The organism is Vibrio sp. 1069 (assembly GCF_033340555.1).
Genome location: NZ_JAWOWP010000686.1, coordinates 1 through 578 on the forward strand (window position 1 = coordinate 1; position 578 = coordinate 578).

Sequence of the window (578 nt, forward strand, 5' to 3'; positions counted from 1 at the left end):
GAAGCTACAACGTTCTGGCGACCGACATCTTCAAACAAGTGGTGGGCCAGCAAAACTTTGCCATGGGTGCAGTAACCAGCATCATGCTGTTATTTCCTGCGGTAATGGCGTTTGGTGCAGATCGTTGGGTGCAGAAAAAACAAAAGAGCTTGTTTGATACTCGCTCTGTACCTTATCAACCAGAACCCAACAAAACGCGTGATGGCCTTTGCTTCGTATACTGTGCACTGATGTCTGTGGCAGTACTGGCAGTGTTAGGCATGGCGGTGTACGGCTCTCTAGTGACATTTTGGCCGTGGAATAAAGCGCTGACGCTAAACAATTACAACTTCGCAGAGATGAGTACCTATGGCTGGAGCCCGTTCTTTAACTCTCTCACTTTAGCTGGTTGGACTGCGCTGATTGGTACCGCTGTGATTTTTGTCGGTGCCTACTGTATTGAAAAAGGTCGTGCGTTTGGGCCAGTTCGTCAGGCGATGCAAATGCTGAGTGTGGTGCCGATGGCGGTGCCGGGCATGGTTTTGGGTTTGGGATACATCTTTTACTTCAATGATGTGAACAACCCATTGAATGTGCTT

General features: G+C 48.8%; 1 pseudogene. It reads left to right on the plus strand.

Features of this window, described 5'->3' with window-relative positions:
* Positions 1–578, plus strand: a pseudogene (locus R7040_RS28490) (putative 2-aminoethylphosphonate ABC transporter permease subunit); the annotation flags it as partial.